General features: G+C 41.5%; 17 protein-coding genes. 11 read left to right on the plus strand and 6 right to left on the minus strand.

The window, feature by feature from the left end; all coding sequences use genetic code 11:
- Positions 1-113 precede the first annotated feature (113 nt).
- Positions 114-1,199, plus strand: coding sequence for a tRNA pseudouridine(13) synthase TruD (gene truD, locus HMPREF2573_RS03970; protein ID WP_070472631.1), 1,086 nt, complete (start codon positions 114-116; stop codon positions 1,197-1,199).
- Positions 1,200-1,274: 75 nt separating this feature from the next.
- On the opposite strand, the gene HMPREF2573_RS03975 is transcribed toward truD, so the two are convergent.
- Complete coding sequence (locus HMPREF2573_RS03975; RefSeq protein ID WP_003657466.1) at positions 1,275-1,568, minus strand: polyhydroxyalkanoic acid system family protein; 294 nt, start codon at positions 1,566-1,568, stop codon at positions 1,275-1,277.
- Positions 1,569-1,674: 106 nt separating this feature from the next.
- Complete coding sequence (gene dcd, locus HMPREF2573_RS03980) at positions 1,675-2,250, minus strand: dCTP deaminase (RefSeq protein ID WP_003657468.1); 576 nt, start codon at positions 2,248-2,250, stop codon at positions 1,675-1,677.
- Between the two features lie 269 nt (positions 2,251-2,519).
- Between dcd and HMPREF2573_RS03985 the strand changes: the two genes are divergently transcribed.
- The 6 genes from HMPREF2573_RS03985 to HMPREF2573_RS09420 all read left to right on the plus strand — a co-directional run bounded on the left by HMPREF2573_RS03985 (position 2,520) and on the right by HMPREF2573_RS09420 (position 4,891).
- Positions 2,520-3,023, plus strand: coding sequence for a Crp/Fnr family transcriptional regulator (locus HMPREF2573_RS03985; RefSeq protein ID WP_036344481.1), 504 nt, complete (start codon positions 2,520-2,522; stop codon positions 3,021-3,023).
- 89 nt (positions 3,024-3,112) lie between these two features.
- On the plus strand, positions 3,113-3,631 hold the full coding sequence (locus HMPREF2573_RS09720) for a DUF294 nucleotidyltransferase-like domain-containing protein (protein WP_036344483.1): 519 nt from the start codon (positions 3,113-3,115) through the stop codon (positions 3,629-3,631).
- On the plus strand, positions 3,565-3,996 hold the full coding sequence (locus HMPREF2573_RS09725; protein WP_255360631.1) for a DUF294 nucleotidyltransferase-like domain-containing protein: 432 nt from the start codon (positions 3,565-3,567) through the stop codon (positions 3,994-3,996). Before HMPREF2573_RS09720 ends, HMPREF2573_RS09725 begins: the two co-directional genes overlap by 67 nt.
- Positions 3,938-4,273: a putative nucleotidyltransferase substrate binding domain-containing protein gene (locus tag HMPREF2573_RS04000; protein WP_198920377.1), complete on the plus strand. Its 336-nt coding sequence runs from the start codon at positions 3,938-3,940 to the stop codon at positions 4,271-4,273. The genes HMPREF2573_RS09725 and HMPREF2573_RS04000 overlap by 59 nt, the downstream gene beginning before the upstream one ends.
- Before the next feature lie 8 nt (positions 4,274-4,281).
- Positions 4,282-4,644 (plus strand): exonuclease domain-containing protein, encoded by a 363-nt coding sequence (locus HMPREF2573_RS09415; protein ID WP_198920378.1) that lies wholly within the window; start codon positions 4,282-4,284, stop codon positions 4,642-4,644.
- 10 nt (positions 4,645-4,654) lie between these two features.
- Positions 4,655-4,891, plus strand: a complete 237-nt coding sequence (locus HMPREF2573_RS09420; RefSeq protein WP_201738240.1) for a 3'-5' exonuclease family protein — start codon at positions 4,655-4,657, stop codon at positions 4,889-4,891.
- 101 nt (positions 4,892-4,992) lie between these two features.
- Here the strand turns inward: HMPREF2573_RS09420 and HMPREF2573_RS04010 are convergent, their stop codons facing one another.
- The 3 genes from HMPREF2573_RS04010 to HMPREF2573_RS04020 are packed head-to-tail and all read right to left on the minus strand — an operon-like array spanning position 4,993 to position 7,389.
- Complete coding sequence (locus tag HMPREF2573_RS04010) at positions 4,993-5,709, minus strand: LrgB family protein (protein ID WP_003657471.1); 717 nt, start codon at positions 5,707-5,709, stop codon at positions 4,993-4,995.
- A 5-nt stretch (positions 5,710-5,714) separates the two neighbouring features.
- On the minus strand, positions 5,715-6,092 hold the full coding sequence (locus tag HMPREF2573_RS04015) for a CidA/LrgA family protein (protein WP_003657472.1): 378 nt from the start codon (positions 6,090-6,092) through the stop codon (positions 5,715-5,717).
- Between the two features lie 40 nt (positions 6,093-6,132).
- Positions 6,133-7,389, minus strand: a complete 1,257-nt coding sequence (locus tag HMPREF2573_RS04020; RefSeq protein WP_003657473.1) for an FAD-dependent monooxygenase — start codon at positions 7,387-7,389, stop codon at positions 6,133-6,135.
- Positions 7,390-7,666: 277 nt separating this feature from the next.
- Between HMPREF2573_RS04020 and HMPREF2573_RS04025 the strand changes: the two genes are divergently transcribed.
- Entirely contained in the window at positions 7,667-8,839 is a 1,173-nt protein-coding gene (locus HMPREF2573_RS04025) for an MFS transporter (protein WP_003660250.1), read from the plus strand.
- A 117-nt stretch (positions 8,840-8,956) separates the two neighbouring features.
- On the opposite strand, the gene HMPREF2573_RS04030 is transcribed toward HMPREF2573_RS04025, so the two are convergent.
- The gene (locus HMPREF2573_RS04030; RefSeq protein ID WP_042510549.1) at positions 8,957-10,981 is read right to left on the minus strand and encodes a UvrD-helicase domain-containing protein; all 2,025 of its coding nucleotides are present in this window, start codon (positions 10,979-10,981) and stop codon (positions 8,957-8,959) included.
- A gap of 309 nt (positions 10,982-11,290) precedes the next feature.
- Between HMPREF2573_RS04030 and rsgA the strand changes: the two genes are divergently transcribed.
- The 3 genes from rsgA (at position 11,291) to grxC (ending at position 13,284) form a co-directional block, all read left to right on the plus strand.
- On the plus strand, positions 11,291-12,388 hold the full coding sequence (rsgA, locus tag HMPREF2573_RS04035; RefSeq protein ID WP_070472633.1) for a ribosome small subunit-dependent GTPase A: 1,098 nt from the start codon (positions 11,291-11,293) through the stop codon (positions 12,386-12,388).
- A 100-nt stretch (positions 12,389-12,488) separates the two neighbouring features.
- Positions 12,489-12,902, plus strand: a complete 414-nt coding sequence (locus tag HMPREF2573_RS04040) for a rhodanese-like domain-containing protein (RefSeq protein WP_003657479.1) — start codon at positions 12,489-12,491, stop codon at positions 12,900-12,902.
- Positions 12,903-13,008: 106 nt separating this feature from the next.
- On the plus strand, positions 13,009-13,284 hold the full coding sequence (gene grxC / locus HMPREF2573_RS04045) for a glutaredoxin 3 (RefSeq protein WP_003660255.1): 276 nt from the start codon (positions 13,009-13,011) through the stop codon (positions 13,282-13,284).
- The last annotated feature ends 37 nt before the right edge of the window (positions 13,285-13,321 follow it).

Genomic DNA, 13,321 nt, shown 5'->3' on the forward strand with positions numbered 1-13,321 from the left:
GTCAGGACAGTGATCATAAAATTCCGATACGCCTAATGGCAACCACATACCGAAACTTTGATCAATTTGATATCATTAAATAACCAAAAAGCAAAACAACCAAAAAGTAATTTATGAGCCCAACAACTTTACCACTGCCTTGGCAGCCACCCGTTTTACACGCTGATTTTAAAAGTACGCCTAATGACTTTATCGTTACTGAGATTTTGGACATCGAACACTCAGGCAACGGTGAACATCTGTGGCTACATATCACCAAGATAAATCTAAATACCACCTATGTCGTAAAGCTGCTTGCCAATTGGGCAAGTGTGCCTATGCGTGATGTCGGCTACTCTGGACTCAAAGATCGGCATGCAATAACGCATCAATGGTTTAGCATTCGGCTACCCACCAAGGCGATACCAAAGACTTCTTTGGAAAATTTTGCCAAAGCATATCTGAATGATGACGAATCTTTTATACTTAACCATCTGATTTGGCATAGCCGCAAACTCAACCGAGGTACGCACAAATACAATCATTTTGCCATTCGCCTGCGTCATCTTAATGGCGATATCAATACCATAGATGAGACACTTGAGCGTATCAAATCTGGCGGCGTGCCGAATTATTTTGGTGAACAAAGGTTTGGCATCGATGGTAAAAATCTTGACAAGGCTCACAGTTTTTTTGAAAGCCAGCTGATGAGTGATCAGCCCTATCGTCCCCACAAAAAATTTGCCGAAAAAGATGGACTGCTAATATCAGCCGCCAGAAGTGCTCTGTTTAACGCCATGCTAGGCAAGCGTGTGGCTGATGGTACATGGAATCAGGCACTTTTGGGTGATGTTTTTAATTTAGAGGGCACAGGTTCAATTTTTCAAAATATGCCAACAGATGATGTAAAAACCCGTATCAAACAGTGCGACATTCATCCAACTGCACCACTCATTGGCATCGGTGATCGGCGTGACTGCGGCAGTGTTCGGATGCTTTATGATACACTGCTTAATCATCATCACAACCAAACACTCTACCAAGGATTGATAAAAATCGGTGCCAAATTGGCATACCGCCCACTTCGGCTGATGGTGTATGATCTGACTTGGAATCGGTCAGGCGATGAGTTATATCTTGAATTTAGACTACCTAAAGGTGCATTTGCTACCGTTGTGATTTCTATGATTGCCCAAGAGTATCAGTCAAAGGATAGTTAAGATTATGAAATTTTAAGATGATTAAAATAATGAATAATCCACTACTGAATCATCAATACAGATCATCATCTCAAATCAGCTTTGGGGGAAATAGTTATCTAAGCCTTCTTTGATGCCTGAACTGATCACACCTTTTAGAGGTTTAGCAAACAGTCCAAGTTTAGCTTGAAAGGTGATTTTATCAGCAGTCAAAGTTGCTTGAGCATCGACACCTGCTTTATGAATGCTTGCATTGTCTTGGTTGTTACCTTTGATATAGTTGATATTTAGCCCAAACTGATTTTCGGCCTCTTGTAGCCATGCTTGTGCTTTCGTTCTGGCACTTTCAAAATCCAAACCATGCTGACGCTCAAAATAAATATCACTCATAACAACCTTTTTACCTTAGTTAATGAAACTCAATTGATTGACCATTGTAGCGTATTTTATCTTCAGTTTAGGTGCTATTTTGTCACTTATTGTACCATCAATGAATTTAGGTTTTTGGTAAGGTGACACCTGTTTGACCTTGATATTTACCACCACGATCTTTATAAGAAATTTGGCACACATCATCAGCATCTGATTGGAAAAATAGCATCTGTGCCACACCCTCACCAGCATAGATGCGTGCTGGCAAATTGGTAGTATTGCTAAATTCTAAGGTTACATGCCCCTCCCATTCAGGCTCAAGTGGCGTGACATTGACAATGATTCCACAGCGTGCATAAGTGGATTTGCCCAAACAGATCGTCAGTACATCTCTTGGGATGCGAAAATACTCAACAGTGCGCGCCAAAGCAAATGAATTTGGTGGAATGATACATTCATCACCAATGATGTCAATAAAACTGCGATCATCAAAGTTTTTGGGATCTACGATGGCTGAATGCACATTGGTAAATACCTTAAATTCATTAGCACAGCGTACATCATATCCATAGCTTGAGGTGCCGTAGCTGACCAACTTTTGACCTTGTGCATTGTAGCGTACCTGCTCAGGCTCAAACGGCTCAATCATGCCATAACTTTCGGCCATTTGACGAATCCAGCGATCTGATTTAATAGACATTATTTACTCTTATGTGTTTAAATTTGTTTTTATTATAGAGCATTTACCCCATCTTTTATAGTGCTTATTAAAACAAATCTGCTCTAAAAACCACCAACCCACCCACCATGTTTCTGGAGAATTTATGGTCTGATGCTTGTGAAATTCTTGACATCTGCTAATATATTAAGCATGGATCTATGGATAAAATAAGCATACAGGACGACTGGCATGAATTGCTTTGACTTTAGTACCGTACCTTATAATACACTGCCAATCATCAAAGGCAAGTGCTTGAAAAAGCAACAGATATTATCTTTTTTGATGATAATGCCGCCATCATTGAAGCACAAGATAGTATTGATACTTTGTATATCATCATCAAAGGTATGGTCAAAGAAATTGATGCCAGTGGCGAGATATTGGCACTGTATCACCCTTCAGATAGCTTTGATACACGGGCGCTGTTTGGACAGTCTTATCGGCATAGTTTTATTGCCGTTGAACAAAGTTTATTATACGCCATGCCCAAAACCATCATCCGTACACTCATCGAAGAAAACAGCGAATTTAGTGCTTACTTTTTTGCCAATATTGCCGATAAGCTTAAAAATCGATCAGATAATCGCCGTGAAAATGAGCTGGCTGGATTATTCACTGCCAAAGTGCGTGATGCTTATCGCTCATATGATGAGTTGTATGATGGCTCAATTGGTTTGATTGACGCCGCCAAAATCATGCAGATAAATAAATCCAAATCCTTACTCATCCACCACGATGGTAAATCGGTCTAGTAACCGAGTCGGCATTTTGTGATGCCTTCATTCACTCATCAGGCACGCTTAACCCCAATGATGCCACACATCTGTGGGCACATTTTGATTTGGTTTGTGCCGATGCCGATGATTTTATGTTCAGTGCTTTATTAAAAATGATGAATCATCGCATTCAGCGGGTGGTCGTTACCGCCAATGGTGATCCCATTGGTGTACTTAAACAAATTGATATTTTGGCATTTTTGTCCAATCACAGTCATTTGATTGCCGAAAAATTGGAAGTTGCAACCAATTTGGATGCTCTCACCCAAGTGGCATCACAGATGAACCACACTATCTCAGTACTCTACGCCAATGGCATGCAAGCCAAACAATTAGCCCAGCTCATGCAGGTACTTAATAGCCGTCTGTTTGAAAAAGCATGGCAAATGATTGCACCTGCCAATCTTGTCGCCAATACTTGTTTGGTCGTGATGGGTTCTGAAGGTCGGGGCGAACAAGTTTTAAAAACCGATCAAGATAATGCGTTGATATTGTCCGTGATGGCATTGATATGCAGATGGTGCGGCCTTATGCCGAGCGTTTTTCTGGCGTTTTGGCGGAATTTGGATATCCACCTTGCTTAGGTAAAATTATGGTCAATAATCCATCATGGTGCCAGTCGGTCAGTGAATTTAAACAAACTGTAGGCAGCTGGTACAAAAACCCCACGCCTGATCATATGATGAATTTGGCAATTTTTATGGATGCCAAATCCGTCAGCGGTGATGAAGCACTACTTAAAGAAGTACGCACGCACCTAAGTGGCTATTTGGACAGCGATGTGGGGATGCTGATGAGTTTTGCACGGGCAGTTAATCAGTTTGATGAAGATGGGCATGGATTTTTTGCACAAATTTTGGGTCACAAAAGCACAAAATGGATATTAAAAAATGGGAATATTCCCTGTGGTGCATGGCACTTGTGCATTGGCACTCAAGGCAAAAATTAGTAAGACCAACACTTTTGAACGCATCGCACGGCTATCTCAGATGGGTTTAATCGAACAACAGCTTAGCCAAGATGTCTCAGAGGCATTGGCTTATCTGATGAACACACGCCTAAAAAATGGACTTTTGGCACTCAAGCACAACCAAGAGCTTGCCCCAAACCACATTAATACCGAAAATTTATCCACACTTGAGCGAGATTTATTAAAAGATGCGTTACAAGTTGTGAGGCAATTTAAGCACCATGTCAGTAGCCAGTTTAATCTACACTATGCTTAAGGTGCGTTATGTTTGATAAATTAATACATCACTATTATCGCCGTCAGCTTAAAGATAAACGCTATGAATTTTTGTATGACACGCATCCTGATGAGTTGGTCAGCTTTGATTGTGAGACAACCAGTCTTGATATCTCTGAAGCCCAAATCATCTCTATCGGTGCTGTCAAAATCCGTGGCAATCGCATCTTAACCAGTGAAACCTTTGAAATTTTAATCAAGCCTGAGGGCATGATACAAGCAACCAATGTCACCATCCACGGACTAAGACCCAAGGACTTAAGTGGCGGTGTCAAGGTAGATTTTGCCATTGAGCAATTTTTGCAGTTTGTGGGTGGACGACCGCTTGTGGGATATTTTTTTGGAATATGATGTGGTGATGGTGAATAAGTTTTTAAAACCCATGCTGGGTATCAAACTGCCACAGCCAAAAATTGAAGTGTCTCGGCTGTTTTATGCCCAAGAAACCAAAAACAAATACTATGACAGCTATGTTGATTTGACCATGGCAGGCATGATTAAATCCTTGGGGATGCCTGACCTACCAAGGCATGATGCTTTGAACGATGCCATCAATGTGGCAATGATGTACCTTACCTTAAAGCATCGAAAAGTATAGCTAAATTGTAAGCAGGCTAAACAAACCATACCCCCATTTGGTTTACCAAATAAAATCACCGTCTTATCGTCCGCCTGCCAGTGTGACCAAAGTCGCTGTCATCATGATACCAGCCAAGGTACCAGTACTGGTGCTAAAAATGCTGTCATAATGCCATTTAAAATCAGACCCAATGTCGCATAAGCCACATAACGCCCGCCCAGCTGCATTGAGCGTACCGTACCAAGCGCATGAGATGCCGAACCAAGTGATAACCCCATGCCCATTGGCAATCTCATGCCTGATTTATAAAGTATCCAAACACCAAAAATCTGACCTACCACGCCTGCAATCAGCACCGTTGCCGCCGTAATGCCGATAATTCCACCCAAAGCTTGGGTAACCTCGATGGCAATCGGCATCGTCACAGACTTCGCTGCCGTTGCGATCATGCTATCATAACTACCGCCCAACGCCCGTACAATCCACACACCAGAGACGATACCAACAAGACTTGCCACAAATTGAGACACCAAAATCGGCAGCCACTGTACACGAATTTTTTGCCATTGAATATACAAAGGCACTGCCAAACACACAACCACAGGCTGAAGCCAAAAGGTGATATAGCTACTGGCTTGTTCAAACGCCTGCCATTTGATATTGGCAAATTTTAAAATCAAGATAACAACAATGGTCGTTACCAAAGTTGGGTTAATCAACGGCTGGTTGAAGCGTGTTCTTGCCCATATTGTCAGCTCAAATACACCCATCAAAAGCATCAGCAGTAAAAATGGACTGGTAGACAGCGTCTGGTACAGTGTTACAAATTTATCCATCTGACTTATCTGCCTTGGTTTTTGGTGGTTTGAGCGTGAGATTTTTGAAGTTTTCTTAGCCAAGTGTATGAGCCTGCCGAGGTTAGTAGCACCAAAATCGTGCTGACACTCACACCGATGATTAGCACCCAAAAATCATCTCGAATAATGTCTAGATATTGCATGATCGAAATACAAGCAGGTACAACAAGTAGCACCAAATAATCCATGAATACTTTGGCAAGTTTTTCGATGGTGGCAAGCTTAACTATGCCTACCTGCAATGCCAAAAATAATAAAATCAGTCCAACGACGCTCGGTGGCAGCAATAAATCAAATAAACCTACGATGAGCTGACCCAGAAATAAGCACCCAAATACAATCATTATCGCCTTTAAGATCATGACATATCCTTATACTGTATCGCCATATGACCAATGAAAATCAAGACTTAAGTCCCATGGCATAAGTTGCCACCAAAGGCTTAATGCCTGGCACTTTATCAAAACAAATCAAGCCCACATTACGCACAAATCTCATCACAGGATTGGGGTGGCAAAAGCTACCAACGACAGTATCACAGAATTTGATAACGCGTTTTTGGTCTTTTTGGCGAGCATTTTCATAACGGATCAAGCGATCATATTGTCCCAAATCCACCTGACTGCCTTCTTTGGCAACCGCTTTTGCCAGCATATTTGCCAGTGTATACGCATCTCTTAGACACAAATTAAACCCTTGACCTGCCACAGGGTGTAGCGTATGGGCAGCATTGCCCATAATGACAAAACGACCTGATACCTGACGATGTGCTAGCACTTTGGTCAGTGGATATACACCACGCCTACCTGTCGCCACAAATCGCCCTGCTGCCGTACCAAAAACTGTTTGGAGTGTCTGAAGGTAATACTCATCATCGCTTAAATACCGTCCTTCTTCACCTTTTGGACAAATAAACACCACCGAGCGGCGATAACCTGCCGTCTGCCCTGTGCCACCATCGCCCATACCATCTGTCAAAGGCAGCACCGCCAAAGGCCCAGCCTCACTAAAGCGTTCAATTGCCGTATGTTTATGTGCTTTATCAGTTTGTACCACACCAACGATACCAACCTGCTCATAGTCATGAATATCAACACCGATATTCAATCGTTGACGCACCGCCGAATGCTGTCCATCACAAGCCACCACAAGTGGCGCTGTTAAGGTTTTGATTTGACCTGTATCAAATTTTACTGTAATGCTTGCATGAGCTTCATCTTGAGCGATATCAATCACACTTGTACCATCATATAAGTTGATCAAGGGACTATCCTTGACTGCCAATAACAACTGCCTGCCTAAATGTGCATTTTCCATCACTTGCCCAAAGCTTTCCACACCTTCTTCATCTTTATTTAAGGTGGCATGCCCAAAGCTGCCAAGCTCACTGATGTTAACTTGGTCAATATGGCATGCATGACTCTGAAGATACACCCAAAGCCCAATTTCTTGATAAATTTGCACAGTACGGCGTGACAGTGCTGTATTACGGCTGTCTAAATACTGCGTGCGTGCGTTATCTTCATCAGGCTCAATGGTCGGATAACGATGATGCTCAACAAGTGTGCTTTTAATGCCATGATGTGCCAACAATAAAGCAAATGATAAGCCGACATGACCACCGCCAACAATCAATACCATCTTTTGAGTCTGTGCCATATCATTTTTCCTGCTTGTCTTGGAGATTAAAAGTGAATATTTTAGCATTTTTATAGAATAATTTGGCAAAATTGGCTGATTATTTAATCAGGGTAACTCTTAGGTAGCTTATCTTAGATCATTTAAGTTCTTAGGTCATTTAAGTCATCAAAAACCCAAAAATAAGCCATTGATAAATGATATAACATGTATTATAAAAATTATCTAAAGTCAAAGCTCAAGCCTTATTCGCCTTATCTGTGCTACAATAGACAAAAACTTCAGCCAAAATCAGACTATGACTGCCCTTCATTTCCATCTGCCAACCTTGAGTGAAAAATTCACTATTGCCATGATCGGATTTTTTGCATTTTTGCAAGTGTATTCAGTTCAGGCGATTTTACCTGTACTGATGATAGATCTTAAGGCAACTGAAGTTCAAGCAGGAATGGCGGTAGGTGCGACCGTGCTTGCCATTGCACTGATATCGCCATTTATGGGTATGCTGTCTGATGCTGTTGGTAGAAAGCCATTCATCGTAAGCTCATTACTTATGCTTGCTCTGCCAACAGCACTGATTGGCATGGCAAGTAGTATCCATGAAGTGATTTTTTGGCGGTTTTTGCAAGGGGTAAGCGTGCCTGGCATTACGGTAGTTTTGATTGCTTATATCAGTGAAGAATACAGCTCAAGACTGACAACTATGATGTCACTTTATGTATCAGGGACGGTACTTGGTGGTTTTAGTGGGCGGTTTTTTGCAGGGCATTTGGAGCATTTTATTGGTTGGCGTTATGGCTATATAGTGATGGCAATATGCACATTAATCGGTGCGATTTGGGCATATAAATCCCTACATCGTTCACAAAATTTTATCATTTCTGAGAATTTTCGTACTGCATTTGCCACATTATTCTCACACACCAAAAATCTTCATGTCATCTGTAGTGGATTTTTGGGAGCGTGCGTTTTGTTTAGTTTGGTGGGCTGTTTTACATTCATCAATCTTCATTTATCAGAAAGCCCGTATCTACTCACGCCTGCCGATCTTGCCAATATTTTTGCCATTTATTTGATTGGTATGGTCATCACACCATTATCCACACGCGTGGTGATACGCTTTGGCATGACCTCAACGATACTGTTGGCTATCCTTGTTTCTATCACAGGCCTATTAATGACATTGTTTATGCCTTTGGGTATAGTTATTATGGGACTAACTTTAATGTCCTCTGGTGTGTTCATCACTCAGTCTGCAACCATCAGCTATTTGACCAGCCATGTCAGCGAGGGTCGGTCTTTGGCGTCAGGGCTGTATTATATGGGTTATTATGGCGGTGGCTTCATTGGTGCTTGGGCGTGTGCCTTAGCTTATGCCCAAGGCAAATGGCTTTGGACAGTTGGGCTAATCTTGGTGGTTCAGCTGATTGCTTTGGGCGTTGTGACCTTATTCATGCGTAAGCACGCTTAGCCAATTTTTAAATCAACCTTACATGCAGCTTAGTTTTTAATCATGAAGTCATTATGATATGTGATACCAAGCCATTCATTCCAAAAATGCAAGACAACTTTTTTAATCGCTGCTATTTTATTTTTTCTTAGCAGCAAGCATCGCTTGAATATTTGCCAGATAGTTTTCAGCGACTTTTTTAGGATCTTCTTTTTTGGTAACAGCACCAGATAGATACTCTGCTGGCAACTCATCAAGAAATCTTGAGGGTGTCACCGCCTTAAAATCCGCTCCAGATCGTCGCTGTTTACATAGCAATAAAGTCAGCTCACTTTTGGCTCTGGTGATACCAACATACATTAAGCGACGCTCTTCTTCGATATTAGCACTCATGATTGAATTGACATGCGGTAACAGTTTTTCTTCACAGCCAATGATGTAGACATAATCAAATTCAAGACCTTTGGCGGCATGTAGCGTCATCAGATTAACTTTGTTGGTATTTTCTTCTTCTTGTTGCTGTTCAAGCATATCCAACAAAACCATCTTGCGAATCACAGCATCAATGGTCTTATCATGCTCATCATCAGCTCGATTAATCAGTGCAGCGATACTTAAGTATAAGGCTTCAATGTTATCTAAGCGCCCCTTTTCTTGTTGGGGATTTTTGGAGCTTTCTTTGACATAGTCAATATAACCTGTCTCAGTAATCATCTGACGCACCAAGGGCATAGGATCGCTATTATCATGTAGCTGATGCGTATAATAATTAATAAACTCCCCAAAAGATTCAATGATCGCACCTGCCTTAGCACCCAATGCGTCCTTAACACCTGCACGAGTACACGCACCAAGCAGCGATGTGCCGCAGTGCTGTGCAAACAGTCCAAGTTTTTCAAGTGTCACCGAACCGATACCACGCTTAGGTGTATTAATCACTCGCAAAAATGCCGCATCATCATCAGGATTAATAATAATACGAAGATAACCCATCAAGTCCTTGATTTCGGTACGCGCAAAAAATGAAGTACCACCAGATAATTTATACGGAATCTCAAGCTGTCTTAGCTGAGCTTCCAATGCCCTAGCCTGAAAGTTGCTGCGATACAGCACCGCATATTTATCCCAAGTCTGGTTATTGCGTAGTCGATGCGTCAAAATTTCTTTGGCGACTCGTTCAGCTTCATCAAAATCATTATTACAAGTGATAACACGGATTTTTTCACCATCACCTTTATCAGACCAAAGCGATTTTTCAAACATATGCTCATTATTGGCGATGACCGCATTGGCAGCACCCAAGATGTGATTGGTTGAGCGATAGTTTTGTTCCAATTTTACCACCTCAAGATTGGGGAAATCTTGCTTTAAAAGTGCCATATTTTCAGGTTTAGCACCTCGCCATGTATAAATTGACTGGTCATCATCGCCCACGACTGTAAATCGTCCAAGACGCCCAACCAATAGTTTAATTAACTCATACTGTGCGGTGTTGGTATCTTGATATTCATCCACCAGCAGATAGCGGATACGATTTTGCCATTTATCTTTAACCTCATGACTTTCCCTTAAGATACGCACAGGCATGGCAATCAAATCATCAAAATCCACCGCATTATACGCTCGCAAATTACGCTCGTATAATTCATACAAATGCACAAAACCAAGATCTTCAGGGTCATCGAGCGTTTCAGCGGCATCTTTGGGTGCAATGAGGTCATTTTTCCAATCAGAGATTTTCTTGATGGCTTCATGCACCAGTTCACGGCGTTCAGCACCGCTTAAATTATCACGCACCATCAGTTCTGCAAGCAGACGCTGGCAGTCATCTGCATCCAAAATTGAAAAATTGGGTTTTAATGATGTGTGTTTTAATTCATAGCGTAAAAATTGCAGACCAAACTGGTGAAATGTTGAAACAGTCAATCCACGAGATTTTTCATGAGATAAAATCTTTTGAACGCGTGATTTCATCTCACGCGCCGCTTTATTTGTAAAAGTCACTGCCGTGATACGATCGGCAGGAATGCGGCAATTTTCGATCAAATGGGCAATCTTTTGGGTGATAACCGATGTCTTTCCTGAGCCAGCACCAGCCAGTACAAGTAGCGGACCTTGGGTGTGATTTAACGCTTCTAATTGGCGAGGATTTAGCTTACTCATGGTTGCCTTATATTTGACAATTAAGCGATTGGCGACAATCAGCACTTAATTGCTGTGAGTTAATGATAAAAATAAATCCGTATTATAAAAGATTTTTGGCAGTTTCCCAAATAAATTCGGCCAATTTATGCACAAGTAAATTTGATTTGGTGAATTCTTCCAAAAACCACAAACACAATTTGCCCAAGTAAATTTTTTATGCTACAGTGGTGAACACCAAGCTTACCAAAATCTTCATCTTAAGGTGCATCTTGTAGGGATTATCATACCCATTTTTAGTCAATCTTATTTATTTGAAAGTCATCATTTATGTCGCTGATTCGCCGCCGCAAATTAACCAAACGCCAAACTCGCCAAATTGAACAAAATCAAACCGTCCAAGCCGATGATGCGACATTTGCCGAAGGTGTGATCGTGTCGCACTTTGGCAAGCAGCTTGATGTTCAGATAACAAATCTGCCCACAGTTATGCCAAGCTTACCTGATACAGATGCTAATAAACCTTTGGTGCAGATTGGCACGATTTGGCGTTGTCATGCTCGCACCAACTTACCCATGCTTGCTACAGGCGATCGTGTCAAATTTAGCCTTGATACGACCGCAGGATTGGGACGCATTGAGCATTTACTTGATCGGCATAAACTCATCACTCGCCCTGATCGCTACCATAAGGTCAAGCCAGTGGCTGCCAATGTAGATATGCTTGTCATCGTATTTGCACCACTGCCCAAGCCTGCCGTTAATCTTATCGATCGATATTTATTAATCGCCAAGCTTAATCATATCACACCATTATTGGTATTAAATAAAGCCGATTTATTAAATGAGCAAAATTCAAATGACCAAGATGCCATCATGCAAATGATCGATGAGTATCGAGCATTGGGCGATCAATATGGCTTTAGCGTAATCCAGACCTCAACGCACACCAAATCAGGTTTGCAGACACTTTTTAAGCACATTAATGGTAAGCTGTCCATCTTTGCTGGGCAATCAGGTGTGGGCAAATCAAGCCTAATTAATGAGCTTTTACCCAATGCCAATCAATCCACCAACATCATCTCCCAAAACTCACAGCTTGGTCAGCACACCACAACGACCAGCCGACTTATGCCTTATGATGCCCATCATGTGGACAAAGGTGGCATCATAGATACGCCAGGAATTCGTGAATATGGGATTTGGCATCTGTCGGCAGATGATATTTTGCTTGGTTTTGAAGAATTGCATGCACTGGCTGGCAGTTGCCAATTTCGTGATTGTCATCATACGCCCAATGCCAAAGGATGTGCCTTATGGGCAGCGGCAATGCAAGGCGAGGTATTACCAAGGCGTATCGAAAGCCTGACATCCTTGATTGATGAAGCCAAGGCGGGTCAAAGTGCGGTTAAGCCTTCTGCCAAATAATACCAATCTGCTCATGACTCATCATGAATATGAAAAACGGTGCAATTAGATACATTTGGCGTTATAATACGAGTTTTATGATTAGACATTGGAGTATACTTTGGAACGTTGGTTTGAATTTATCGGTAATCATCCAGTCTTAGTTGGATTGCTGATTGTATTAATCATTGCATTTTTTGCCATCGAAGGCAAACGCAGTGGTCGTAAAGTTCCGCCAAGCGAATTGGGCTTATTGGTCAATAATCAAAATGCTCGCATTATTGACATTCGCCCAGCTAACAAGTTTGCCAATGGTCATATCACTGGTAGCCAAAATATACCGTTTAACGACCTTAAAAATCACCTAGCTGAATTACAAGCCATTGAAGTGCCTGTGATTTTGGTTTGTGATATTGGCATGCAAGCAGGTGCTGCTGTACAGCTGATCAATCGACCCAATTTTATGCGTCTTGAAGGCGGTATTCAAGGCTATCAATCAGCGGGCTTGCCTTTGGTTGGTACTAATAAAAAGTAGTTTAAATCATTTTAGCTAAAAATCATGGCTTAGTCTTATCAATAAGCCTTGAAATATTCATGAAAAGCCTTATATAAGATGTGGACCTAATTTAATGGAAATGGCAATGCAAAAAGTAACCATCTATACCACACCGACTTGCCCTTATTGCTTGGCTGCCAAGCAGCTTTTGAATAATAAATCTGTTGCTTATGATGAGATTAGCATGTATGATATCAATGCTGAGGATCGTGAAGCACTCTCAGCCAAAACCAATGGCTATCGTACTGTCCCACAAATCTTTATTGGTGATAATTTCATTGGCGGTTTTGATCAGCTTAATAAATTAAATGCCGATGGCAAACTTGATGAGCTTTTGGCGCAATCATTTAGCCATTTTTAATATACGAATTAATATACAAATAACACACATTTAAGGA

Origin of the sequence: Moraxella sp. HMSC061H09 (assembly GCF_001809255.1) — a bacterium.
Classification (GTDB): Bacteria; Pseudomonadota; Gammaproteobacteria; order Pseudomonadales; family Moraxellaceae; genus Moraxella; species Moraxella catarrhalis.

Excerpts from the sequence above, each read along its gene's own strand:
- HMPREF2573_RS04025 (WP_003660250.1), top strand. The coding sequence starts at position 7,667 with ATGACTGCCCTTCATTTCCATCTGCCAACCTTGAGTGAAAAATTCACT.
- rsgA (WP_070472633.1), top strand. The coding sequence starts at position 11,291 with ATGTCGCTGATTCGCCGCCGCAAATTAACCAAACGCCAAACTCGCCAA.
- HMPREF2573_RS04015 (WP_003657472.1), bottom strand. The coding sequence starts at position 6,092 with ATGATCTTAAAGGCGATAATGATTGTATTTGGGTGCTTATTTCTGGGT.
- HMPREF2573_RS09725 (WP_255360631.1), top strand. The coding sequence starts at position 3,565 with ATGGTGCGGCCTTATGCCGAGCGTTTTTCTGGCGTTTTGGCGGAATTT.
- HMPREF2573_RS04010 (WP_003657471.1), bottom strand. The coding sequence starts at position 5,709 with ATGGATAAATTTGTAACACTGTACCAGACGCTGTCTACCAGTCCATTT.
- dcd (WP_003657468.1), bottom strand. The coding sequence starts at position 2,250 with ATGTCTATTAAATCAGATCGCTGGATTCGTCAAATGGCCGAAAGTTAT.
- HMPREF2573_RS04020 (WP_003657473.1), bottom strand. The coding sequence starts at position 7,389 with ATGGCACAGACTCAAAAGATGGTATTGATTGTTGGCGGTGGTCATGTC.
- truD (WP_070472631.1), top strand. The coding sequence starts at position 114 with ATGAGCCCAACAACTTTACCACTGCCTTGGCAGCCACCCGTTTTACAC.
- HMPREF2573_RS04000 (WP_198920377.1), top strand. The coding sequence starts at position 3,938 with ATGGGAATATTCCCTGTGGTGCATGGCACTTGTGCATTGGCACTCAAG.
- HMPREF2573_RS09415 (WP_198920378.1), top strand. The coding sequence starts at position 4,282 with ATGTTTGATAAATTAATACATCACTATTATCGCCGTCAGCTTAAAGAT.
- HMPREF2573_RS04030 (WP_042510549.1), bottom strand. The coding sequence starts at position 10,981 with ATGAGTAAGCTAAATCCTCGCCAATTAGAAGCGTTAAATCACACCCAA.
- HMPREF2573_RS03975 (WP_003657466.1), bottom strand. The coding sequence starts at position 1,568 with ATGAGTGATATTTATTTTGAGCGTCAGCATGGTTTGGATTTTGAAAGT.
- grxC (WP_003660255.1), top strand. The coding sequence starts at position 13,009 with ATGCAAAAAGTAACCATCTATACCACACCGACTTGCCCTTATTGCTTG.